Source organism: Edaphobacter dinghuensis (assembly GCF_014640335.1).
Taxonomy (GTDB): Bacteria; Acidobacteriota; Terriglobia; order Terriglobales; family Acidobacteriaceae; genus Edaphobacter; species Edaphobacter dinghuensis.
Genome location: NZ_BMGT01000001.1, coordinates 909,240 through 932,663, shown reverse-complemented (window position 1 = coordinate 932,663; position 23,424 = coordinate 909,240). Strand labels below are relative to the sequence as shown.

Annotated in this window: 22 protein-coding genes; 11 read left to right on the top strand and 11 right to left on the bottom strand. The window is 59.2% G+C overall.

The annotated features are described in order from the left end of the window. Positions 1–75: 75 nt before the first annotated feature. Positions 76–756, bottom strand: coding sequence for a zinc ribbon domain-containing protein (locus tag IEW09_RS03790; RefSeq protein WP_188552797.1), 681 nt, complete (start codon positions 754–756; stop codon positions 76–78). 107 nt (positions 757–863) lie between these two features. After that, complete coding sequence (locus IEW09_RS03785) at positions 864–1,460, bottom strand: hypothetical protein (protein WP_188552796.1); 597 nt, start codon at positions 1,458–1,460, stop codon at positions 864–866. Positions 1,461–1,638: 178 nt separating this feature from the next. Between IEW09_RS03785 and IEW09_RS03780 the strand changes: the two genes are divergently transcribed. Next, on the top strand, positions 1,639–2,157 hold the full coding sequence (locus tag IEW09_RS03780) for a MerR family transcriptional regulator (protein ID WP_188552795.1): 519 nt from the start codon (positions 1,639–1,641) through the stop codon (positions 2,155–2,157). Here the strand turns inward: IEW09_RS03780 and IEW09_RS03775 are convergent. Both IEW09_RS03775 and IEW09_RS03770 read right to left on the bottom strand, forming a co-directional pair. Beyond that, positions 2,154–3,110 (bottom strand): YeiH family protein, encoded by a 957-nt coding sequence (locus IEW09_RS03775; RefSeq protein ID WP_308420526.1) that lies wholly within the window; start codon positions 3,108–3,110, stop codon positions 2,154–2,156. The two genes, IEW09_RS03780 and IEW09_RS03775, sit on opposite strands and share 4 nt — an antisense overlap. A gap of 55 nt (positions 3,111–3,165) precedes the next feature. Beyond that, positions 3,166–4,086 carry a LysR family transcriptional regulator gene (locus IEW09_RS03770; protein WP_188552794.1) on the bottom strand — a complete coding sequence of 307 codons (921 nt, stop codon included), beginning with the start codon at positions 4,084–4,086 and terminating at the stop codon, positions 3,166–3,168. A gap of 90 nt (positions 4,087–4,176) precedes the next feature. Between IEW09_RS03770 and murJ the strand changes: the two genes are divergently transcribed. From murJ to IEW09_RS03755, 3 genes are all read left to right on the top strand, one after another. Further along, positions 4,177–5,772, top strand: a complete 1,596-nt coding sequence (gene murJ / locus IEW09_RS03765) for a murein biosynthesis integral membrane protein MurJ (protein WP_229739118.1) — start codon at positions 4,177–4,179, stop codon at positions 5,770–5,772. Between the two features lie 38 nt (positions 5,773–5,810). After that, the gene (locus IEW09_RS03760) at positions 5,811–6,977 is read left to right on the top strand and encodes a VWA domain-containing protein (RefSeq protein ID WP_188552792.1); all 1,167 of its coding nucleotides are present in this window, start codon (positions 5,811–5,813) and stop codon (positions 6,975–6,977) included. A gap of 108 nt (positions 6,978–7,085) precedes the next feature. Next, the gene (locus IEW09_RS03755; protein ID WP_188552791.1) at positions 7,086–10,121 is read left to right on the top strand and encodes an LssY C-terminal domain-containing protein; all 3,036 of its coding nucleotides are present in this window, start codon (positions 7,086–7,088) and stop codon (positions 10,119–10,121) included. A 43-nt stretch (positions 10,122–10,164) separates the two neighbouring features. Here IEW09_RS03755 and fabF read toward each other — a convergent pair whose 3' ends face one another. Then, positions 10,165–11,415, bottom strand: coding sequence for a beta-ketoacyl-ACP synthase II (gene fabF, locus IEW09_RS03750; RefSeq protein ID WP_188552790.1), 1,251 nt, complete (start codon positions 11,413–11,415; stop codon positions 10,165–10,167). Between the two features lie 5 nt (positions 11,416–11,420). Beyond that, positions 11,421–11,666 carry an acyl carrier protein gene (locus IEW09_RS03745; RefSeq protein ID WP_188552789.1) on the bottom strand — a complete coding sequence of 82 codons (246 nt, stop codon included), beginning with the start codon at positions 11,664–11,666 and terminating at the stop codon, positions 11,421–11,423. A gap of 222 nt (positions 11,667–11,888) precedes the next feature. On the opposite strand from IEW09_RS03745, the gene IEW09_RS03740 reads away from it, so the two are divergent. From IEW09_RS03740 to IEW09_RS03730, 3 genes are all read left to right on the top strand, one after another. Continuing rightward, on the top strand, positions 11,889–13,325 hold the full coding sequence (locus IEW09_RS03740; protein ID WP_188552788.1) for a DNA recombination protein RmuC: 1,437 nt from the start codon (positions 11,889–11,891) through the stop codon (positions 13,323–13,325). Between the two features lie 173 nt (positions 13,326–13,498). Next, positions 13,499–14,548: a VWA domain-containing protein gene (locus IEW09_RS03735; protein WP_188552787.1), complete on the top strand. Its 1,050-nt coding sequence runs from the start codon at positions 13,499–13,501 to the stop codon at positions 14,546–14,548. Between the two features lie 21 nt (positions 14,549–14,569). Then, positions 14,570–15,244, top strand: a complete 675-nt coding sequence (locus IEW09_RS03730) for a YukJ family protein (RefSeq protein WP_188552786.1) — start codon at positions 14,570–14,572, stop codon at positions 15,242–15,244. Here the strand turns inward: IEW09_RS03730 and folP are convergent. Next, positions 15,241–16,143 carry a dihydropteroate synthase gene (gene folP, locus IEW09_RS03725; RefSeq protein WP_229739056.1) on the bottom strand — a complete coding sequence of 301 codons (903 nt, stop codon included), beginning with the start codon at positions 16,141–16,143 and terminating at the stop codon, positions 15,241–15,243. The genes IEW09_RS03730 and folP overlap by 4 nt on opposite strands. Positions 16,144–16,192: 49 nt before the next feature. Here folP and dacB point away from each other — a divergent pair, with 49 nt between their 5' ends. From dacB to IEW09_RS03705, 4 genes are all read left to right on the top strand, one after another. Then, a complete protein-coding gene (gene dacB, locus IEW09_RS03720) occupies positions 16,193–17,824 on the top strand; it encodes a D-alanyl-D-alanine carboxypeptidase/D-alanyl-D-alanine endopeptidase (protein WP_188552785.1) in 1,632 nt (543 codons plus the stop codon). A gap of 74 nt (positions 17,825–17,898) precedes the next feature. Continuing rightward, positions 17,899–18,663, top strand: a complete 765-nt coding sequence (locus tag IEW09_RS03715; protein ID WP_229739055.1) for a sulfite exporter TauE/SafE family protein — start codon at positions 17,899–17,901, stop codon at positions 18,661–18,663. A 27-nt stretch (positions 18,664–18,690) separates the two neighbouring features. After that, a complete protein-coding gene (locus IEW09_RS03710) occupies positions 18,691–19,035 on the top strand; it encodes a c-type cytochrome (protein WP_188552784.1) in 345 nt (114 codons plus the stop codon). 18 nt (positions 19,036–19,053) lie between these two features. Further along, positions 19,054–19,416, top strand: coding sequence for a hypothetical protein (locus IEW09_RS03705; RefSeq protein ID WP_188552783.1), 363 nt, complete (start codon positions 19,054–19,056; stop codon positions 19,414–19,416). A gap of 83 nt (positions 19,417–19,499) precedes the next feature. Here IEW09_RS03705 and IEW09_RS03700 read toward each other — a convergent pair whose 3' ends face one another. The 4 genes from IEW09_RS03700 to IEW09_RS03685 form a co-directional block, all read right to left on the bottom strand. Further along, entirely contained in the window at positions 19,500–20,255 is a 756-nt protein-coding gene (locus IEW09_RS03700; RefSeq protein WP_188552782.1) for a Yip1 family protein, read from the bottom strand. Positions 20,256–20,407: 152 nt separating this feature from the next. Beyond that, the gene (locus IEW09_RS18820) at positions 20,408–20,947 is read right to left on the bottom strand and encodes an acyl-CoA carboxylase biotin carboxyl carrier protein subunit (protein WP_188552781.1); all 540 of its coding nucleotides are present in this window, start codon (positions 20,945–20,947) and stop codon (positions 20,408–20,410) included. Beyond that, a complete protein-coding gene (locus IEW09_RS03690; protein ID WP_188552780.1) occupies positions 20,908–22,422 on the bottom strand; it encodes an acetyl-CoA carboxylase biotin carboxylase subunit in 1,515 nt (504 codons plus the stop codon). Before IEW09_RS03690 ends, IEW09_RS18820 begins: the two co-directional genes overlap by 40 nt. 107 nt (positions 22,423–22,529) lie before the next feature. Next, a complete protein-coding gene (locus tag IEW09_RS03685; RefSeq protein WP_188552779.1) occupies positions 22,530–23,348 on the bottom strand; it encodes a tetratricopeptide repeat protein in 819 nt (272 codons plus the stop codon). Positions 23,349–23,424 lie beyond the last annotated feature (76 nt).

Below are 23,424 nucleotides of genomic sequence, written 5' to 3'. Positions count from 1 at the left end.
TGCGCTTGATGATATCAGCAGCCCAGTTTCAATTGAAGGGGCCAGGAAATGTGCGAAGACCGCACGATGGTCCCTTTACGCAGAAACCTTGTGCCGCGTCCGCAGAAGGCCGCCCACAGCGCCGCCAACCGTTGAAAGTACAAGCAGAATACCCGAGACCAGGCCGAACCCGGCAAGCATCATTCCTGCGCGAAACTCGGGCGAATAGAGATAGCCCTGCATTGATTTTGCCTCGGGATTGGTAGCGAGTGCATGTTCAACCTGCAGGTGAAGCTGCTGGGTCAACTGGGCATCGAATCCGGCCATGTTGTGCAACAGGTAACGCGCTATCAGCCCGCCAGCCGCCATGGCGACCGCCAGGCTGCCGATCAGGACCACTCCGACGACGACGCCGATCCGCGCGCCGATGCCTGCATCCATGCCTGCCTGTGGGCGACGCTTCTGGTAGAGGGCAAGGGTGATCAGCGAGCCGCTCACCGTCCACAGCCAACTCAGCGGCGAGATCGACTCGAACCGGGCTGCCACCAGAGTCAGCACGGCGGCGATACCGGCCACCAGCAAGGCACAGCGAATCGCCGTCTTCCACTCGATCTGACGAGGCATAGGCGGAGGTGCCGCGCCGGTCGTATTCTTCCCCGGTTCTGCCGGTTGCTCATAGTCCAGCAGGTAGATCTGGGGAGCGCCGCAATGGGGGCAGAAGGGCGACAGGACATCGCCCGAGAGCTCTCCGCCACAGCGGTGACAAAATTCACGCATATCTATGAAGCTACCGCAGCCCATAGGACGCGGCAAGCTTTGCTATTCGGCATATGCTCCAGGTTTGGGTCTTAAGCAGGGAATCCTGTACCAACTCCTCAGCTAACCTATTGCACGCTCTCCTTGCCATCAGAGGAGTGTCCGGGAAGATCCAGTACCACCAGCCCCAGCTTCGTCCCTGTGCCATTTGGATCAATCGCGACAATATGCTGATGCTGTTTCGAGCCGGCCTTCAGCTCCAGCTTGCGGGAGATGTCGTCGTTGATGGCAACGTGCTGGGTGTCGTTGTCGCAAGTTAAACCCTCTGTCGTGTGCGTCGGCTCTCCTACGGACTTGTCATTCGAGCACTCGATGACGTCGCCATACGCGCCGAGTGCCTTGCGATAGAACGCCTCGACCTTGTCGGAGCTGTCGGGCGTCTCGTAGCTCGCGGCCTTGACTCGCAGATGGAAATTTCCAAAGTTCATGTTCACGTCCGCCGCGCCGTGGTCGTGGTCCTTCTTCACCAGCGTCGCGCCGGGATAGCCCGGCAGTCCCATACCCTCCAGCACCGTCGTATCGTTCGTCTTTACCTGCACGCCGCCGAACGGTGTGGCGATTCTCACGTTCTCGTTGCCATCTTGTTTGTTTGTCTGAACCCGGCATCCGCTCATCAGCACTGTTGCGACCATTGCCGCTGCCGCTGCTATCTGTGTCACACGCATACCAAATCTCCTTCGCACAACAAACAATACGCCTGTTCCGCTCCACTAGTTCCCGCCATTCAGCATAGCGAAGCATGGAATTTCGAAGAAGAAAACGCTGGAATTCTGCTCACAAACCCGTCTTCGCTGTCCTATACTGACAGGAAGCCGGAAGTGTCGGCTATCCGGGAGCTTTGGCATGGCGCAGCACCAGCCAATTCGCAGAACGCCTCCACCAGCCGGGTCTGAGATCCCGGACAAGCTGTACTTCCGCATCGGCGAGGTCTCTAAACTCTGCGACCTGCCTGCCTACGTCCTTCGCTTCTGGGAGGGTGAGTTCCCCAGCCTCAAACCGCATAAGGGCGGCACCGGACAACGACTCTATCGCCGCCGCGACGTCGAGATGGTACTGCGCATCAAGAGCCTGCTCTACGACGAGGGCTATACCATTCCCGGTGCGCGTCAGGTTTTTAAGGCCGAGCTGCACCACAAGGAGCCGCAGCTCAGCCTTGGCATCGAGGATGCGGCCGCTCCGGTTGCCCCATCGAAGCAACTGCGCAAGCTGCAGAAGGAACTTCGCGATCTGCACGCTCTGCTCTCGAAGCCGGTGACTCGCGCTGCCGTCCATCCCATCCGCGCGCCGCGACATAGCAACAACTCACGCCATGCCACACCGAAGCTCTTCGACATTCCGCAGAACTCCGAAGGCTCCGACTAAAGCGCGATCCATCCCGCGTGAATGGCCCAAAGCGAGATGCTCGCCACCACAATCCACAGTGTTACCCCCTGAATCAGCGGCCTTACGCCGACTTCCTTCAACGTGTTGCGCGTGATGCCTGTGCCGATCAGAAACAGCACAACGGTCAAGGCCGATTTTCCAAGTCGATTCAACGCGGCAAAGATTCCCATGGTCTGTGGCAGATATCGCGGGACATAGCTTGCCAGCACCGCAGCTACGCAGAAATAAAGGATGAACCACGGCCAGTAGATCTTTGACTTGCTCTTGCGCAGGGTTGCCGTGGCGATTGCCAAGGGGACGATCCACAGCGCCCGCGCCAGCTTGACGGTTGTTCCAACCGCCAACGCCGTAGCTCCGTATTTCGCACCGGCACCAACGACTGAGCTGGTGTCATGAATCGCGAGCGCGGCCCACAGGCCGAATTGCGTCTGCGTGAGATGCATGCTCCAGCCGATCAGAGGGAAGAGCAACAGCGCCACAGAGTTGAGTACGAACACCGTGCCCAGAGAGACGCCCATCTCCTCTTCGCCTGCATCGAGCACCGGGCCCATCGCAGCAATGGCGCTGCCGCCGCAGATTGCGGTGCCGACCGCGATCAACAATGACTGTGTCTTTTCGACGCGCAGCAGTTTGCCGAGAAGTACACCGAGGCTGAGCACGAACGTGATACTGATAGCGGTATAGAGAAACCCAGAGCGGCCCGCATGGACGACCTCTTTCAGGTTCATCCCGAAGCCAAGGCAGACGACCGCCGCCTGCAGCAGGAATTTAGAAAGCTGCCTGCTCTCGACGTGGAAGTGGTGCACCGTCGTCAACCCGAATACCAACCCTGCCGCGAGAGCAAACGGCGGCCCGATCAACCCGCTCGCCGAAACGATAATGCCGATGTAGAAGAGGTTGCGTACCATGTCTTCCAGCATGGCTTGGGCCACAGCCTATGTCGAGACGTACTTTTGAATGGGCGATAATTTTTACTTATTGCCCCAATCATCCAATCGGAGCTATGCCGGTCCCCATTGCAAATCGCTGAAACGCTGCTGCTGCGCCACTAACTTCAGCCCCGGCGAGATGGATGAAGCTAAAGTCCCGCACGATCTCCAGTCCCTTCACGGGCACGGTCCGAACTGTGCCCAGACGCATGGCCTTGCCAATGGCGCAGCGCGAGACGAAGCCCACGCCAAGCTCCGCCTCTACGCCCGAGATGATGGCCTCCGTCGAATCCAGTTCCATCGCCACATGCAATGACCGCAATGGAATCCCGGCTTTCTTTAGAGCCCGTTCGACCACACGTCGCGACCCCGACCCACGTTCGCGCAGTAGCATCGATGTCTTCGTCAACTCCGCAGGGGCGATCTTTCCCGCTCGCGCCCATGCGTGTCCTGGTGCGACGATCAGCACCATCTCATCCTCGACCATCCGCTCCGTCTTTACGTCGCGCCTCATCGCAGGCCCTTCGATGAGGCCAAGCATCACTTGTTCTTCGGCGACCACCTCGGCAATACGTTCGGTGTTTCCGCTCATCACCGAGAGATGGACGTTCGGATACTGTCGCAGAAATGCTCCGAGGATTCTGGGCAGCACGTACTGAGCAATCGTCGTCGAAGCACCCAGCCGTAGCTCACCAGCCACGTCATCATTCAAGGCTGCGAGCGCGCGCTGCGCCTCGGCCATCGTCTCTGCCGCCGCCGTCGCGTATTCGAGCAGCACCCGGCCAGCTTCAGTAAGGGAGATCTGGCTGCCATGCCCATCGCTGTTGCCGCGGTCGAACAGACGGGCCCCAGCCTCCTCTTCGAGCGAACGAACCTGCTGGCTGACGGCTGGCTGGCTCAGATGCAACACCTCGGCCGCCTTGCGAAAGCTCATCTCCGCAGCGACCGCCCGAAACACCTTGAGCCGAAAGTTCTCCACGTCATCATCCCCTTGCATCGCAGGCGAACCAGCCCCGCCACCCCACCAGCATAAGCCCGCCCGATAGAATCAACATAAGCCTTGAAAACAGTGACCGCCACCGATAATCCCATTCCGCCCGTTCCCGCCAAACGCTTCGGCTGGCTTCGGCCTTCTCACAAACACTCGGCGGTCTCGGCGACGGTACTGCTCTCTGTCTTCGCGCTGCTCTCGCGCATTATCGGCCTCGTACGCGACAAGTACATCGCCTACACCTTCGGCGCAGGCCCCGGCACAGACGCCTACAACGTGGCCTTCCAGCTACCCGACCTGATCAACTATCTACTCATCGGCGGCGCAGCCTCCATCAGCTTCGTCACCATACTTAGTCGCTATCGCGAGGCCAACCAACACGAAGAAGGCGATCGCGCGCTCTCCGTTATTCTCACCACGATGCTGCTCGTCCTTGGCGGAGCCATTTTGCTGGCCGAGTTCTTTGTGCCGCTCTACACTCATCTCTACTTTCCCAACAGCCCCTCCGAGGCTGTGCTCTGCACTTTCATGACGCGCATCCTGTTGCCAGGGCAACTCTTTTTCTTTGCTGGCGGAGTCCTCGCTGCTGTCGCGCTGGTTCGCAAACAGTTCACCTATCAGGCGGTCTCGCCGCTCATCTACACGCTCGGCATCATCTTCGGCGGCGTAGTTCTCTCGCATTCCATCGGCATCCCGTCGTTGGCATGGGGCGCACTCGCCGGAGCCTTCGCTGGCCCCTTCCTCGTCAACGCCTACGCCGCGCGCCGCGCCGGTGTGCACTACCGTCCTCTCCTCGACTTCAGTAACCCCGGCCTGCGCTCGTGGGTGCGTATGTCTCTGCCCCTGATGCTCGGCGTCACTGTCGTCTTCATGGACAACATCATCCTTACGTGGTTCGCCAAGCACAGCGCCGGCGACATCACACGCCTGATGTACGCCAAGCGTCTCTTCACCGCGCCGATGGCCATCATCGGGCAGGCAGCCGGAGCCGCATCGCTGCCCTTCTTCGCCTCGCTCTACAGCCGCAAACTCTTCGGCGACTATGCCTCGGCAGTCAACCGCGCCGTGACTCGCATTCTCTCGGTAGCCATCCTGCTCTCCGCCGCCATGTTCGCACTCGCACGCCCCGCCGTTGATCTTGTCTTACGCGGAGGCTCCTTCAACCGCGCCGATGCCGAGCTTACCGCGCTCTACTTCGCCATTTTCACCATCTCGCTGGCCCTGTGGGCCTCGCAGGCCATCTACTCCCGCGCCTTCTTCGCTGCCGGTGAGACCTTTGTGCCCATGCGCGCCGGAACCATCATCACCGTTATCTCCATCCCCTGCTACTGGCTGCTTCATCAGCGCTTCGGTGTCATTGGACTGGCATGGGCCTCGAACCTTGCCATTCTCGTCCACACGGTCACACTGGCTGTATTACTGCATCGTCGCCGCATGGTCTCGCTTGCCGGGCTGGACCGCCTGGAACTGGGGCGCGCTCTTCTTGCCGCAGTGGCTAGCCTCGCCGGAATTACTCTTCTGCTCCACGCACTGCCCCATTCTCACATCCAGACCTACCTGGGTGACCTGATCGCGCTTCTCGTCGGCGGCGTTCTTTGGGCTGTCCTCTGCTACGGTGTGCTCTACCTTACCGGCTCCACGCTCCCAAGTCAGCTCCGCTCTCGTCGGGCCTGATTTCTGGAGGAGCGTTCGCGGCGGTTATAGTAGCCATCATGCACCTCCGTGCCGCCGTCGCGTTGCTCTTTCTCCCCGTTGCGGTGCTCTACGCGCAGAATGCGTCCGTTAACGCACCCATTCCCGCAGCACCGGTTCCGACCATCAGTGCGCAATCCACACTGGTGCTTGTTCCGACGCTGGTAAAGACGAAGAAGGGCGACCTCGTCTTCACGCTTACTGCCAACGACTTCACTATCACCGATAACAATGTCGACCAAAAGGTACATCTCGAAGAGGACACCGGCGATCAGCCGCTGGCGCTGGTCGTAGCCATTGAGACGGGCGGCGGCGGAGCCAGCCAGTTCGACAAGTACCGCAACCTCGCCACCATGATCGAGTCGATTGTGGGTCAGGTGCCTCGCCGCGTCTCGGTCGTCACCTTCGACAGCGAGCCTGAGATCTTGCAGGGCTTCACCTCGAATATGGCGTTGATGGAGGACGCTCTCCAGAACCTACCCGCCGGTGACAGCGGTGCCGCCATCCTCGATGCCGTCGATTACTCAGTCGATCTACTGCGCAAGCAGCCTCCGCAATATCGCCGCGCGATTCTGCTCATCAGCGAGACCGTCGACCACGGCAGCAAGGTAAGAATCGAGGATGCGCTGCGCGCCGTCAGCGACACCAACACCGCCATCTATAGCCTCGCCTTCTCCTCTTCCCGCAGCGGCATCAGCCACGAAGCCTCGAAGCTCTCCGACCCGACGCCTGGCCCCGAGCACGGCTGCTTCTCGCACGACCCCAAGACCGATCCCACGGTGAGAGACGACGGCAGCGAAGGCAAGCCGGAAGAGTCGAAGGGGACGCAATACTATGACTGCATCGCCGAGCTGCTGCCGCCGCTGCGTCTGGCCAAGATGGCCGCGATCGTCGGCATGAACGGCCTGCACAAGAATGCGCCTGAGACGGTGGCCAAGCTGACCGGCGGAGAGTACTTCCACTTCAACAGCCAGCGCGATCTGGAACGCGGACTTGCGACCATCTCCAACCACGTTCCCAATCGCTATGTCCTGAGCTTCCAGCCACAGATGCCGCAGTCCGGTCTCCATGCCATCACTGTCACGCTCAAGGATCATCCCGATCTTATCGTTACAGCGCGAAGCAGCTATTGGGCTGGCGACTCGGCGGAGACAAAGCCTCAGTCCTTAGAACCTGTCCAGAAGTGACTCTGATTAGCCTTTCGTTCTGAAAGAAGCCAAAGACCGGAAGCGAAATACAGGGCTCACAACCCGGTGATATCCTCAAACCCACTCCCCGCATCATCGACCTGAGCGATGCCTATGCGAAATTCTGCTGCTGCTGCCGTTAGGACGACCGCGCTTCTCCTCGCTCTGTTCGGCGTGATGCCCATCTCCGCCAAAGCCGCCGATACCACATCCCCTGTCACCGCCATCACCATCGTCCGCAAGGATGGCCACAAAGATGGCGTGGCCACGATGACGGTGAGCGGCAGCAAAGCCAAACTGCGCAGCATCACCAGGCACGCCATGCAGGCGTGGCCGGTTCGGGATGGACAGGGTGCGCTCATCCTTGTCGTCGAAAAGAAGCACTACCTACTGCGCTATTACGATCTTGACTCTGGCCGCCGCCGCAATCTCGGCGCAGTTCCTTTCGACTATGCCTCACTGCAAGAGACCAAGCTTGCCGGTGAAGGATGGGCCTTTGCCCTCAGCGGCACCGATCCAGCCACTGGCCAGCCGCTTACTCTGGTCGGAAGCACCGACGCCATGCCCGGCGTTTTACCCGGTGAAGCATCGCCGATGTTCACCGGCGACACGCTCACCTGTTCCACTCCAGAGGGCAGAAAGACAATCAAAGTCGCCTCGCTGCTCGGCACCAATCTCGACGACATCTACACTCCACCACAGACCTCCGCCGCATCGCCCGAGTACCTGCAGGTCTTCCCCAACGGCACCGCCATGACCGTCAATCACGACGGCACCGTCCACAAGGGCCGCTGGCACACCGACGGCACCACGCTGCACATCATCAGCGGCTCGATAAATTTGTCCATCCCACAGTCCTCGATCGAAAAGGTGACAGGAGTTCCCGCTGGAACAAAGTTCTCTGTCCGCCTGTTGCAGCCTCTGTCTTCCCGCGTCGAGAAGGAGGGCATGATTGTTCACGCTGTCTCCATCGAGCCGCTGGTAGTGGACGGCAGCATCTTCTTGCCCGAAGGCTCCGCCATCGATGGCACTGTTACGCACGCCAACGGTGTCGGCTGGGGATTCAAGCACGAGACCGCTGCGCTGACTATCGTCTGGAACCGCGCCACGACTCCTGACGGCCACACGCTTGCCATTGACGCGCGCACCTTCGAGGTCGAAAACGCGCAGGAGAAGGTGAACGCAAATGGCAGAGTGCAAGGTATCCGTTCCACCGGCACGGCAGGCAACTCCGCCGAAAACGGTGTGCTCACCTTCGCGGGCATCGACCCCATCGCATATATCTTCGCCTCAGCAGCGGGCAGTGCTGTGCTCGGCTTTGCCGAGCCGGAGATTCTCTACAACGGCGGTACTGAACTCATTCTCGAATACGTGAAGCCGGTCATTACCACGCAGACCTACCCCTTCTCCGTATTGCCGTCAGCCACTACCACTGCCCAGCGCGAACATCTTCAGGCGTTAGTCAAAACTCTCCCTTTCCGCACCCGCACCAAGGCGGGCAATAAGGTCTCCGACCTTACCAATCTGGTCTTCATTGGCTCGCCCGAGGCGCTGCATCGTGCGTTCGCGGCAGCCGGGTGGCTGCCCTCCGATGAGCTGAACGCCGGTTCGACCTTCCGTACGCTGAAGACGCTCAGCGGTAACCACACCTATACTCAAGCGCCGATGTCTGTGCTTCTGCTCGATGAGCGCGCACCCATCTACACGCTCAGCAAAACCACCAACACCTTTGCCTCGCGTCATCATCTGCGCGTCTTTCCCACCACGGCCGAATGGGACGATCAAACGGTCCTCACCGCCTCATCCACGCAAGACATCGGCATCGCCTTCTCGCGCAAGCAGAAGACCTTCATCCACGTCATCGACGAGCACATCGACAATGAGCGCTCCAAGATCGTCAACGACCTGAAGTTTACCGGCTGCGTCACCAGCCTCGACATGGTGCCGCGCCCATGGGTGCCGACTGACGCTTACAACTCCACCGGCGACCGCCTGCTGACCGACGGCCAGGTCGCGGTCGTCCACCTGAGCTCCTGCGATAACCCCCGCACTACACCGGAGGTCGTGCCCCCGCCTCCGAACCGTTTCCAGCGCAGCACCCGCAACACCGCGCTCACCATTCGTAACAGCCTCTATCGCGGCAACCTTATCTATCAGGGAATCTCCGGCAGCTTCAAGGTGCGTGACTACCTCCGCAGCAGCAGCGAGTTGCCCGAGGACTACGGAGCGTGGCGCAAGACCGATGCTTCGGGCACGCAGTACCAGGAGGCCGGAGCCGGGCCGCGTCTGCTGCAGCGCACCTTCCGCCCACACGACCGGCTTGCTACCCCTGATGTGCCCTATCAACCCGCGGTAAACCACAAGTGGGACCCGCCGCGCTACGAGCTGGCGCTCGAAGGCGGCTATCTCCACTTCCGAGAGACCGATCTCAGCTTCGTCGATACGCTGCTTGTATCGGCCGACCCTGCCGACCCCTACTTCGAGTTGGACCTCTACGATCAGGTCAACGACGGTTGGACAGCTGGAGGCACGGTCACCGTCAATAGCTGGAAGTACTTCTCCAACGAGTTCTCCTACTTTCGTCAGCAGGGAAAATACACGCTGGGCATCGGAGTCTATGTAGGCGATCCGAACCATCCCGACGACGATGAGGACTCGGCATTCGATTCGGCACGCGTGGGTCTCACGACACGCCAGTTCGAGTACAACCTGCTGGCCCACATGCGTCCACCCACTTCGCGCTGGAGACCCTATGTCGCGGTTGGGCCGACCTTCCAACTCATCTCGCTCTCGGACTCGCCACTCAAGAAGCCCGCGGGCCCCTTCAAGCTCGGGTTGAGTAATCTTGGACTGATCAAGGCGGCGTTCGACTTCGGCAGGACGGCACCGCTCGATGGCGGAGGCACCTTCCAGTTCGGCCTGCAATATGGAGGCGGCATCAAGTACCGCATCTCACCGCGCGTGATGATGCGCGCCGACTACCGCGAGACCTGGAGCCGCAACCCCGACATCATCCGCAATAGCTATGAGAATTTTGATATCGACTTCAACGACGGCAACTATACCAGCGACGTCTTCGTGGTGAAGCCGACAGCAAAGTTCTTTCAGGATCGCTTCACCCTGGGCGTCGCCTTCACCTTCTGAGGAAATGGCGGCAGCAAGCACGGTGCTATCACAAAGAAGAGCCTTACTCGGTCCAGCGCTTGAAGACGAGCGAGCCGTTGGTTCCACCGAAGCCGAAGGAGTTCGAGAGAGCGTAGTCAATCTTCGCAGCTTGCGGCTTATTGGGAACGTAGTTCAGGCGGCACTGAGGATCGAGCTCGACAATGTTCATGGTCGGCGGTGCCATCTGGTTGAGCATGGCGAGGATCGTGATGCCCGCTTCAAGTCCGCCTGCGCCGCCGAGAAGGTGACCGGTCATGGACTTAGTGGAACTGACGAGCAGCGTGTGGTTCTTTGCCCGCTCGCCGAAGACGTTTTCGATCGCCTGCGACTCCAGCGCATCGCCCAACGGCGTGCTGGTAGCGTGGGCGTTGACGTAGTCGATCTTATCCGGCGAGATACCGGCGCTCTTGAGAGCGGCATTCATGGCGCGGAAGCAGCCTTCGCCCTCTGGCGCCATGCCGGTCATGTGGAAGGCGTCGGCGGACATGCCGTAGCCGATGACTTCGGCGAGGATCTTTGCGCCACGGGCCTTGGCAAACTCCAGCTCTTCCATGATGAGGATGCCCGCGCCTTCGCCGACGACGAAGCCATCGCGGTCTTTGTCAAAGGGGCGGCAGGCGTGCTCGGGATCGTCATTGCGAGTCGACAGTGCCTTCATGGCGGCGAATCCGCCGACGCCCATGGGCGTGATGGCGGCCTCGGTGCCTCCGGCGATCATGGCATCGGCATCGCCGCGCTGAATGATGCGGAAGGCGTCGCCGATGGAGTGTGCGCTGGACGTGCAGGCGGTCGCGGTGGCCTCGTTTGGCCCCTTGGCGTTGTAGCGGATGCTGACGTGGCCGGCAGCGAGGTTGACGATCGAGCCCGGGATAAAGAAGGGCGAGATTTTGCGCGGACCACCGGCGAGCATATTGGAGTGCTCGCGCTCGATGACATCGAAGCCGCCGATGCCGGAGCCGATGTGGACGCCGAAGCGGTCGGCGATCTCAGGCGTGACCTGGAGACCGGAGTGCTTCATCGCCTCTTCGGAGGCGGCGAGCGCAAAGTGGATAAAGCGGCCCATCTTGCGAGCCTCTTTTTTATCAACAAAGAGCAGCGGGTCGAAATCCTTGACCTCTGCCGCGAAGCGGACAGGGTGGCCAGTGAGATCAAACGCTTTGATCTCAGCCATGCCGCTTTTGCCCGCAAGCAGGCCGTCCCATACTTCGGACGCGGTTTTACCGACCCCGCAGATGAGGCCGAGGCCGGTTACGACGACGCGACGCTGCTCCATGTTAGTTACTTTCCTGCCTTCTGGTGTTTTTCGATGTAATCGACGGCATCCTTGACGGTCTTGATCTTCTCGGCATCTTCGTCGGGGATCTGGATGTCGAAGGCCTCTTCGAACTGCATGACGAGCTCGACGACGTCGAGGGAGTCGGCCCCGAGGTCTTCCTGGAAGCTGGCGCCGGGGGTGACTTCGGCTTCATCCACTTGAAGTTGCTCGACGATAATCTGTTTTACTTTTTCATCTACTGCGGCCATTTGTTTCTCCTGTTTACGTCTTGCAATCAAAATTTGGATGCCGGTGCGTGAAGTCAACACCACCATGCTCAAGAATACTGAGCGCCTAGCAGAGTGTAAAGCAAACGACTGGTTGAGGGGTTGGTGAGTTCATGAAAAGGTGTTTGAATTGCAAATCTTTGTGGTTGATCAGGCGAAGACTTCGAGATGGGAATTAGCGAAAATTTGGCGTAGATTGGGGACATGCAAGAGTGGATGATTATATGGTTTGTCGTTGGCTGCGTGGCTGGCGCAGTAGTGGGTTGGCTGATCGTTAACAGCCGTTCGCAGAGCATGCGCGCGGCGGCAGTAGCTCAGGATACAGAGATAGCACGGCTTCGCGAACTGATCGCCACGCAGAAACAACAGATGGAAAGAAATGAGCAAGAGCTGGTGAAAGAGCGTGGGACAGCCGCAGCAGCGCGTGAAGACGCAGCAGGTTTACGAGCGAAGATGCTGGCAGAGCAAGAGTCCGCAAAAGAAAAAGTACAAGCACTCATAGATGTGGAAAAAAGTTTGAAGGAAAGCTTCGAGTCATTGGCGGCGAGCGCTCTCAACGCAAACAGCAAGCAATTGATGGAATTGGCGAAAGGAGAGCTAGGCAAACAACAGGCTGAAGCAGCGAACAAGCTGACAGAAAAGGAATCTGCAATTGCGACGCTGCTGGGACCAATGAAGGACTCGCTGGCTAGGCTGTCTGCACACAGCCAGGAATTGGAGGTGAAGCGCGAGGGAGCATACACCGCGGTTCTGGCTGAGATACAGAATATTCAGCGATCGCATTTAGACCTGAGAAAAGAGACGACTCAGTTGGTGCAGGCACTGCGAGCTCCCAAGGTGCGCGGCAATTGGGGAGAGATGCAGTTGCGTCGCTGCGTCGAGTTTGCAGGTATGGTGGAACATGCGTCGTTTGACGTGGAAAAATATGTGAAGGGTGAAGATGTAACGATTAGGCCTGACCTGATCGTGAAATTACCCAATGGCAGAAGCATAATCGTGGATGCCAAGACGCCGTTGGATGCATTTCTGGATGCTACAGCGTGCGAGGATGAGGCGCTCCGACAAGGACACATGCTCGCCCATGCTAGGCGGGTGAAGAGTCATCTGGACGCGCTTTCAGGCAAAGGATATTGGAAGCAGTTTCCGGAGTCACCGGATTTTGTGGTGTGTTTTTTGCCGAGTGAGGTGCTTTTTAGTGCGGCGCTAGAGCATGATCCTGGGTTGCTGGAGTACAGCGCATCGAGCAATGTGTTGCTGGCGACACCGACGACTCTGATCGCTTTGCTGAAAGCCGTAGCTTACGGATGGCAACAGTCACAGATTGCCCGGGATGCTGAAATAATTCGAGATGCTGCGATTAAGGTCCATGAAAAACTAGTGGGAATGCATGGCGCAATTCTTAATCTCGGCAAGCGCCTAGAGTCAGCTGGAGATGCATACAACGACATGCTAATCAAAGCGGAAGGCCGCGGTGGACTGTTCTCGGTATCGCGGAGGTTGCGAGAGCTTAAGATTGGCGAGAAAGACCTAACGGAGAGCAAGGCGGTTTCGGTGCAGATGCGAGGGATGGAAGCCGATGATTGGCAGCAAGTTGGTTTGTCACTAGTGGCAGATGCTGAGATAGATGAGACGGGGGAATAGGCCAAATGGAAGCTGAGGCAGCTCTTTCTTTTGGCAATTTCGGCTACAGCTTCAATTTATTAGACTTACCTATGCCAGGTCGCGTCTATTCTTCTAGATGGTCGCGCTTACGTATTCCAACCGCGATGTCTCTCACGAGGGATTCTGGTCTTCGTCCGAGAAAAAGGGAAGACATGTCAATCGAGACTCGTTTCTGCGCTCTGCTCCTCCTTCTGCTTTTACCCTCTGCTGTTCCAGCCTTCGCACAGGAGGGTGCACCCACAGCCCAGACTTCCAACAGCATTCACCTGGATGTCGTGGTCACACCAAGATCGGGAACACCAGTCCCGGACCTGAAGGAGCAGGACTTCTCTGTTCTGGACAATAAGGTTGCACAGCCGATCACATCTTTTCAGGCCGTCCGCGGTTCCCAGGCTCCGGTCGAGATCATTCTGCTCGTCGATGGGGTCAATACCCCATATATGCGTCTCGCCTATGCGCGCGAGGAGATCGACAAGTTCCTGCGGACCAACGGCGGCCACCTCGCGCACCCTCTTTCGCTTGCGATCTTTACCGACACCGGCACCCAGATTCAGAACGGCTTCTCCACCGACGGCAATGCACTGAGCACGGTTCTCGATCAATCCGCCATCGGGCTTCGCGCCATTCGGCGTTCCAGCGGCATCTACGGCGCCGATGAGCGCATTCAACTCTCGCTCGAGACGCTTCGCCGACTCACAGCGGCGGAGGCAGGCCATCCCGGACGCAAGATCATTCTCTGGATCTCTCCCGGTTGGCCGCTGCTCTCAGGCCCTCGTATCGATCTGACTTCGAACCAGCAGCGGAAGATCTTCAGCGAGGTCGTCGAGCTCTCGACAGGCTTGCGGCAGGCGCACATCACCCTCTACAGCGTCGATCCCACAGGCGCCGGCGAGTCTATTCTCAGCAACTCCTACTTCTACCAGGAGTACCTCAAGGGCGCCACCAAGCCGAGCGATGTGCAGCTTGCCAACCTGTCACTGCAGGTACTGGCCGCACAGAGCGGCGGCCTGGTTCTGAACGGCAACAACGACATCGCAGGTCTGCTCCAACGATGCGTTGCAGACACAAGCGCCTACTACGAGCTGACCTTTGATCCGCCCCCTGCCGAACATGCCGACGAGTATCACCATATCGAAGTGAAGATGGCAGACACCGGTCTGACCGCTCGCTCGCGACAGGGATATTATGCGCAGCAGCGATAGCCTCTCTGCCGAGGAGGATCCATGCCAATTACAAACTACAGCGTCCTGGCCGGTGACCCGGTCTCGGGCAAGGTGGTCACGGGATCGAGCACGCATTATCAGATCACGATGAACGCTCCCGGCGGCCCGTTTACCGTTGCGGTGAACATTCAATCGGTTGACGGGTCGGAGGTTCTGTATGCGATTGAGGAGGGATTTACGCCTCCCGATGTTGCAGGACTGCTGGCGCTGCCGATGGGAATGACCGCCCTCGAGAGCGTGCCCGGCGGACTGGCGCTCGACTATGTGCGCTCGCAGGTGAGCGGGCGACAGATGATTACGCGGGAGCAGATGACGCTGTTGCCGCAGGTACCAGCCAAAAATTTCAAGGGCAACGAACAGGAGCGCATGCTGGCGCAGGCACGCTCAAGCGCTCTGCAGAACGCCGTAGTAACGCTGTTGAACATGACCATCGCCGACAAAGATGGCGTCATCTACGCCTTTGGCAGCTCGTACGCCGATAAAGGTCAGATCGATGGGATTCACGATATTCACATGAACCAGGGAAACCCTGTGAATAACCACGGCAGTGACAACGGAGTCTGGCAGGACGGCGCTCTGCTGATCCATTTGCCCTCGAAGGGCACATGGACCGCCATCTTCATCGCGTTCCAGACCGAGTCGTGGACGACTGACTCCAACGGAAATCCCGCTTAGACCGCGGCAAGAATACGGTCGGCGACCGCCGCGGCTTCGACGGCAGGGCGAACATCGTGTGTGCGGATGACGTGGGCTCCATTGAGGATGGCCGTTACGTTGGCCGCAGTGGTGGCATGCAGGCGTGCTTCGGGTGGCGGCGGCGCGTCTTCATAAACCGGGGCCAAAGCCTCGGCCAGAAAGCTCTTGCGCGAGACCCCGGCGAGGATGGGCAGGTTGAGCGTCTGGAGACTGTCGAGGCGAGCGATCAGAGGGTAGTTCTCGTCGTGCCGCTTGCCGAAGCCGAAGCCCGGGTCAAGAACGATCCTGCTCCGTGCAATTCCGGCCGAGGTCGCTGCATCGATACGTTCCTTCAACTCGCGGAGTACTAGCGGAACAACCTCCTCGGTTGGGATCGAAGGCTGCTCGCGCCACTCGCGCGGACGACCCCGTGTATGCATCAGGACGGTGCCGCATCCCAATTGAACACAGTTTTTGGTCATGGTGGCATCCCATAGATGGCCGCTGACGTCGTTGACGATTTCGACCCCGGCCTCAACGGCGCAAACGGCGGTCGAAGCGTGATGGGTGTCGATCGAAAGAATGGCCTCAGGTCTATCGATGAGGATCGCTTCGATGACAGGAAGAATCCGCGACTGCTCCTCGTCGGCCGAGAGCGGTATGGCATTGGGGCGGGTGGATTCTCCGCCGATGTCGAGAATGTGCGCACCCTCGTCGAGCATCTTGTGCGCCTGCGCGAGGGCGCGTTCGGGCGCATGCTCGGGAGTATAAAAGTGGCCACCGTCGGAGAAGCTGTCTGGAGTGACGTTGAGGATGCCCATGATCAGGGTGTGCTGCCCGAGCGCAAGGGTCCGGCTGCGAAGACTCCAGTCAAAATGCGGACGGCGTGTGAGTGGCATAGGTGAAGATTAGACGCAATTTGAAGAATTGGGATGCTAGACTGCGCGGATGATGAGGTTCGTCGGGCGTTGTGCTGTGATTTTGCTGGGTGGGATGATGTGCATGCCGGCGGGGGCGGGAACCGGCTTCACGAAGCTCCACAAGACGCATCGTGTGAAGCCGCTGAAGTTACAGGTGGCAAGGCTGCTGGCCGACCCGGCGGTGTCGCGCTCGCACTGGGGCATCGCCGTCACGAAGATGGATGGCAAGCCAATCTATGCGTTGAATGCAGGACAGTTCTTTCAGCCGGCCAGCAATGCGAAGCTGTTCACCACGGCAGCGGCGATGGCTTTGTTGGGGCCGGAGACGACCTTCGACACACGAGTGGCGGCGCGCGGAGTGTTTGACGGCACTGCGAAGCTGACAGGAGACCTCGTGTTGATTGGAGGCGGGGATGCAAACCTCTCCGGACGTGCATTGCCGTATCTGTCACCTGCGGAGAGGCCAGTCCCACCTCCGCCCGCTCCCGCAGCATTGCGCTATCTGGAGCAGATGGCGGACCAGGTGGCGGCAACCGGGTTGAAAGTGGTAAATGGCGATGTGGTGGGCGACGACACGCTGTTCCCATGGGAACCGTACGCGGCAGATTGGGCGATCGATGACACGATCTGGGGATATGGAAGCCCCCTCTCGGCGCTGACGATCAATGACAACCAGATCAAGGTGACGGTGACACCCGGCGATGCTGCGGGGAAGCCCGCGACCGTGGCCATCGATCCTGCGGTGCCGTACTACACGTTGGACGTTTCAGTAACGACAGGCGCGGCGAAGAGTGAAAGCTCAGTGCAGATGGAGCGGCTGCTCGGATCGAAGGTTCTGCACATTTATGGAGCGATTGCTCTGGATGCGCAGCCCGATGTGGAAGAGGTGGCGATTCAAGATCCAGCCGAGTATGCGGCGATAGCGTTGAAGGCGATGCTGGAAGCCCGTGGGATCGAAGTGACTGGGGTGGCTCGGTCTGAGCATTGGGACCTTCGTGAACGGCGCGGCTTTCTCGACCAGACAAACGAGCCACTCGATCCGGGCCTTCTGGACGGAAGACTCGGGACGGGATGCGGAGACGCTGGCCGCCCTGAGCTGCGTGCCGGAGAGAAGGTGATTGCCTCGCACCAATCATCCACCCTGCTGGAAGATGTGGTGGCGACCAACAAGGTCTCACAGAACCTGCATGCTGAGCTGTTGTTGCATCACCTTGGGAAGCGCCTGACGTGTACTGGATCGACAGCGCAGGGAGCGCGAGTGGTCCGGTCTTTTCTTGAGAACGCAGGAATTGATAAGGACGATTTCGTCTTTTTCGATGGTTCAGGCCTGAGCGGGCATGACCTGGTGACACCACAGGCCACGGCAAAGCTGTTGCAGTATGCCAGCACACAGCCATGGTTTGAGGATTGGAAGTCTTCACTTCCAGTCGGTGGCGTGGATGGAACGCTCGCCGGACGGTTCACGCAAACCCCGTTGAAGGGGCATGTCTTCGCCAAGACAGGCACGCTGGGGGAGGCGCGTGCGCTTTCGGGCTATATCGATTGCGCGAGCGGGGGGACGGTGATCTTCTCCATCATGGTGGATAACCACGCTCCCCACAGCCGCGCGGACGAGGCTGTAATGGACAAGATCGTGGCGGCGATTGCAGAGACGAATTAGCGTTTGTTCGATGGAAAAGCTGATGCAATCCGCTCGTAGAATAGAGAGATGAAGCGTAGCGGATTGTCTCTTGCGTGGAACGCCGATGTGTTGACCAGATGATGGATGTTGCTACCTTACAGGTGCTGGTTGTGGTGTTTCTGGCTACGTTCATCCGGTCGGCGTTCGGGTTTGGCGAGGCGCTGTTCGCTGTTCCGCTGCTGGCGCTTTTTATTCCGCTTAAAGTCGCAGCGCCGCTGGCCGTGCTGGTGTCGATTACGATTGCCGCGGTGGTCGTCGTGCAGGACTGGCGCAAGATTCATCTACGCAGTACCGGCTGGCTGGTGGGGGCGACTCTATTCGGCATTCCCGTCGGCCTATTACTCCTGACCAGCAGCCACCAGCAGGCGGTGAGGATCGCGCTGGCGATCTTCATCATGGCCTTCGCCGCGTATTCGCTGCTGGGCAGCAAGCCACCTGAGTTAAAGCACGACAGCAAGGCGTGGCTGCTGGGCTGCGGCTTCGTCGCCGGTGTATTTGGCGGAGCCTACGGGATGAACGGACCTCCGCTGGTGATCTATGGAGCGATGCGGCGATGGTCTGCACAACACTTTCGCGCCACGTTACAGGGGTATTTTCTTCCCGCAAGCGTCATCGGCATGGCCGGATACTGGCTGGCGGGACTTTGGGTTCCAGCGGTGACGCACTACTATCTGCTGAGCCTGCCGGTGCTGCTGCCTGCAATCTGGCTGGGTCGCGTGGTGAACCATCGCCTGCATGGAGACACGTTTCTGCGCTATGTCTATGTGGGTTTGGCTGGCATTGGCGTGGTGCTGCTGGCGCAGTCGGTACATAGGTAGGGCGATGACGGATGAGAGAATAAATCTATGGTTCGAGCTTGTTTTTTGCTGATGCTGGCTTGTGCGCTGGCAGGGTGTAAGTCGGTGCCTCCGCCAACGCCGCTCTCGCAGTTGAACGAGCAGCAGATGCATGGCCACGCTCTATTCGAAACACACTGCGGAGCTTGCCACTATGACCGCCGCGATGCCGCACTGCACGGGCCTTCGCTGCTGGGTGTCTACAAAAAGCCCTATCTGCCGAGTGGCGCCCCGGCCAATGACGACCGCGTGACCGCGACTATTATGCATGGACACGGCCTGATGCCTGCGGTGGGAAATCAGATGGACCAGCAGGATCTCGACGATCTGCTGGCCTATCTGCATACGCTTTAGAGAATAGGAGCAGAAGCGATGGCGGACGAACGCAAGGCTGTTGTAGGGCAGATGCTGCCGGGAGTGGCCGGCATCTGCCTGTTTATGTTGTTCCTGACGCTGATGAACGTGTTTGGCGCACTGCGCAACACCTTTGGCATGGGCTTGGCGAAGTATGGCGTGTTGGCACTTTGCACGCTGCTGGTAGCAGGCATCTTCGGTTTGCTGCGAATGCGCCGGTGGGGATGGGCGCTGGTGCTGGCAGGATGCGTCATGCTGTTTACCGGGGACTTCTTCTTCTTTGAGAAGACCCACAGCGGCTTCTTCCTGATTCGCGGCATGTTCTCGCTGGTTTTTTTTCTGTATCTGGTGCGGGATGAGGTACGTAGACGGTTGCGTTGAAACGCATCGCCTTTTGTAAAACCCAGCAGAGACACCGAACCGGTTACGTGTGACCGGATCGGCTTATTCAGACGTGGGAGCTTTTAGTTGAAAGCTGCCGCCGCGGCTGCGCTGATGATGAGGATCAATACCCACCATCCGATGATTGCGGCCGCTGCCTTACCGCGGCTTACCTTTGCGACAATCGACGTCCCCAGGATCAGCAAAATTAGCGACCAGATGCCAATTATGTCGAAGAAGCCAAGCGCCGCTTTCAGCCCCGCGCCCGCGTCAGGAAAGTAGTAGCCGAGATTGGTTCCGACCGGGTTCTTCAAGTCGTAGCTTTCCGCGTTGCCACCGACGTAGAGCATCAGGATCGTCAGCAGCCCGATAATGAGCTTCGGCAGACCGCAGTACATCCACAGACAGAACATCTCGCCGAAGGTGGTGCGCGCACCGAGGCCGAAGTTGAACGTTGCCCAGAGTCCCAGCGCGGCGATCGCCGAGAAGAGCAGCACCAATACCGGGAAGGCATAGGAGGTGTATTTATACCCGATGCTCATACCGTGCACGCGGGCCGCACGTTGCTCCGGGGTCAGGCTCGCTAGCGCGTCCTGCTGCTTGGGGCTGGCCTGGATCTGGTTTTCGACGACCCGTTCCCACCCGACCTGAGAGGTGACCGCAAGTGTTACTCCCCACGAGATCACCACGATCAGTAGAAAGGGAAGCCACCAACTCCGGTTTCGCAAAATGTCGTTAAATGTCTTGGAAGGAGCGATAAACGTATCAACCACTCGCTCCACCTGAGTTAACCCCGGTCCTGACGCCTGCCCTTCAGTCGCTACGGCAACATCGCTCATAAGGCCACCCTCAATCGGCAAGATTTTTGTTCGAGGGAATTGTAGCGCCGAAGATCGCAGTTGGCATGAGGATTCGCCGCTTAAATGTGCCGGAACTCACCCATCTGCTTTATTTCCTCCTCTTCCGCGACCAGGAAAAGTTGATCACCCGCCTACTCGACCATCGCCAAGACGTCACCCGCACCGACCGCGTCACCCACCGCGATCGCCACCCGGGCCACCCTTCCAGCCTTGGGAGATTTCAGCTCGTTCTGCATCTTCATCGCCTCGATCACGACGACTCCCTGCTGCTCTGCCACCTCGTCGCCTGCCTTCACCAGTACCCGCACCACGCGCCCCGGCATAGGCGCTTTGACGGCCCGCGGCCCGGTGGCGCCCCCTCCCGCGCTGCGCCGCCCCTGCAACGAACGAGGATCCTCTCTCTCGAATGCAAACCGTCTGCCTCCGATTATCACACCGTTCCCATCGAGGACGCAGCGATACTGCCGTCCCTCGATCACCAGCGACATCACCCCGGGCTGCAACATGCATGCATTCGCGGTGATGGCGCTGCCATCCACCACGCACTCGACGGCACGCTCTGTTCCACCGTCAAACTCGACTGGCAGCAGCTCGACTCGGCGTTTTTTCCCTTCCACTTCGAGCCAGACAGTCACGAACGCATTCCCTCCTGTCGCGCTGCGGCGAGCCATTTGCTGACTGGAGTACTGCCTATTGTCGAAGGCGATACAAGCGACTTTTCCGCCGATGTGCTCAGCAAGACGGCGGCAATCGCTATGACATCCTCTGGAACCATTGCCGAATCAACCGGTGCCGCGTATGCCAGCAATCTTTCCAGATAGCCGGTATCGATGCGCGCTGCGCGAAAGTCCGCATTCTGGAGGATTCGGCGGAAGAGACCGATGTTCGTCTTGATACCGCCAATCGAATACTCATCGAGCGCCCGCAGCATTCGATCAATGGCCATCTCGCGCGTCTCGGCAAAGGCCACCAGCTTCGAGAGCATCGGGTCGTACTCAAGCGGCACCGTCCATCCGGCATAGACTCCGCAGTCCTCGCGGATACCCGGTCCGCCAGGCTGCACCAGCCGCGTAATCAGGCCGGGCGACGGAAAGAAATTGTTCTCGGGGTCTTCAGCGTAGATGCGGCACTCGACGGCGTGGCCGCGTAGCTTTACCTGCTCCTGCCGCAGATTCAGCGGCTCGCCCATGGCAACCATGATCTGCATCCGTACCAGATCAAGTCCAGTGACCAGCTCTGTAACTGGATGCTCGACCTGCAGGCGGGTGTTCATCTCGAGGAAGTAGAAGTTCTCCGCGCTATCGACTAGAAACTCGACCGTACCTGCATTGACGTACCCCGCCGAAAGCGCCAGCCGCACTGCTGCCTCGCCCATATGTCGGCGAAGGTCATCGCTGACCACTGCGGACGGAGCCTCTTCAATGACCTTCTGGTGCCGCCGCTGCACCGAGCACTCGCGCTCTCCCAGGTAGAGGCAACTGCCGTGCTCGTCAGCCATCAGCTGAATCTCTATATGTCGGGGCCGCTCGATGAGCTTCTCAAGGTAGACCTCACCCGAGCCGAAGCTGCGCTCAGCCTCACTACTGGCCGCCACATAAGCCGCAGCCAGATCTTCGGGCGCTGAGATCGCACGCATCCCCTTGCCACCGCCGCCCGCAGCAGCCTTGAGCATCACCGGATAGCCGATCTCCGCGGCGACCCGCAGCGCTTCCTGCGGAGAGGTCAGCCCGGTAACGCTGCCGGGCACACGCGGCATCGCTACTGCATCGGCAGCCTGTCGCGCTCTGGTCTTCGAGCCCAGCAGTCGCATGGCACTGGCTGGCGGCCCAATAAAGATCACATCCGCAGAGGCACAGGCCTCGGCAAACTCGGCGCTCTCCGAGAGGAACCCATAACCGGGATGAATGGCATCGGCTCCGGACCGCCGCGCGACATCGAGGATGACGTCGCCGCGAAGATAGCTCTCAGACGCTGGCGCTGGCCCCAGACGGTACACCTCGTCGGCATGAAGTGCATGCAGCGCCGCGCGATCGGCATCGGAGTAGACGGCCACCGTCCGCAACCCCATCTCGTGGCAGGCGCGAATCACCCGCAGCGCGATCTCGCCGCGATTCGCAATCAGGACTTTTTGTATGGTCCGTCGCAAGCGGCAATTTTACCCTAGAAGGCATTGCTGCGTAGAGTCGTCTGCAAAGAGAAAGGCCTCCCATGATGGGAGGCCTTTCTGATGCTTCCGGATGAGGAAGACAGCGACTACATGGTGACTCCACCAGGGGTCTTTGCTTCCTTCTTCTTCTCGTTGATCTTGCGAGCACCCAACGCCTTGTTGTTCCAGTCGTCGGCCTCGGCCAGATCGGCCTTGCGCGCTGCATCGTCGCCGCACTCCATCTGCGCCTTGATGCGATTGGTCAGGTTGAGGTAGGACATCGCCTCGTCGTAGGTTGGGTTAATGTCGACAGCCTTATGCAAGTTCTGCAAGCCATCGGTGACGAGGTCCGTGTTCTGGTCCTTCATCTTCTGGCAGGCTGCCTTGCTCTTCTTCACGTTGCCATTGGCATCGTCCGTAAGACCGTCAGCCGCAAGGATTGTGATCATGTTCTTGTACGCCTGCATCCAGTCCACAACGCCGATGGTGTAATACGCTTCAGCATCGTTTGGATCGATAGCAATGACCTTCTTTTCGTACTCTTTGGCCGGCTCAAACCGCTTGATGTTGCGGTTAATCGAAGCGACCTGTCTGAGCGCGGTCAGATCGTTCGGATCCTTGGCGAGAACGGCATTAAACCCATCGAGGGCCTTTTGGGCAATCGCGATGTTCTCCGGCGTGTCGAGGTTCGGCACCACCTGATAGGAGTATGCGGTGGCGAGATACAGCTTCGCGTCCTCGTAGTTCGGGTCGAGCGCGATAGAGTTCTGAAAGTGGTTGACAGCCTCTTCGTATTGAGCGTTCTTAAACGCCTGTACACCCTTGGTGAGCTGGTCGCGTGCCTTCAGGCGGTTGCATCCAGTTACAGAACCAAGCAGCAGCGCCAGCAAAGCTGCAGTAACCGGAATCCGTGCGGTTAATTTCATGGGGTGTATCGTCTCCTTCAAATAGGCGCGTTGATCTCTGGGACAAAAAAATTGATAAATCGAATTCTTCAGCTTG